Source organism: Vibrio sp. D417a, assembly GCF_030248595.1.
Lineage (GTDB): Bacteria > Pseudomonadota > Gammaproteobacteria > Enterobacterales > Vibrionaceae > Vibrio > Vibrio alginolyticus.
The window spans coordinates 1-503 of the sequence record NZ_JAHGAM010000059.1 but is presented as its reverse complement, the minus strand read 5'-3'; the positions used below and the strand labels follow the sequence as shown (position 1 = coordinate 503).

The 503-nt window shown below is 40.8% G+C and carries 1 protein-coding gene; it reads left to right on the top strand.

Features of this window, described 5'->3' with window-relative positions:
- The first annotated feature begins 22 nt into the window (after window positions 1–22).
- Window positions 23–373: a hypothetical protein gene (locus KI742_RS23410; protein WP_285386357.1), complete on the top strand. Its 351-nt coding sequence runs from the start codon at window positions 23–25 to the stop codon at window positions 371–373.
- Window positions 374–503 lie beyond the last annotated feature (130 nt).

Genomic DNA, 503 nt, shown 5'->3' with positions numbered 1-503 from the left:
CGTTATGCTCTAGGAGATGATTTTGCTCGATTTATTCAAGAAAGTAGTTCTAATTAATCTCTCAGCAGCTCTTGTTGTTATCGCTCTAGCCCAGTTTGTTCCATTCTTTGCTACTACTCAGTTGGTCGATTTTCTTTTCTTTGTCGTCATTGTCATATGGGTTTTGGCGAAGCTAATGTGGGAAGGCGGTGTCCATAGTAAGACGACTCGGTTAGATGATCCTAGAACAGATAAAGTCTACAAAATGGTAGAAGGGCATGATTTCGAAAAAGACGAACGAGAGCACTATCGAATGAACTACCAAATAGGCTTAGTTTTCTTCATAGCTGGTTTGCCAGCGTTCATTGCTTGTTTAGTCCTTCAATTTCTTTAAGTACGAGCATAACAAAGCGTTTAAGACAGATTCGCAACGCTTGGCACTTTGGGTTTGAATCAGTTTTAGTGTTTACGGCACAATAGGTTAGGTTCAGTGGTAGTGTTGCTCACTACTTAACGCGGCGTTA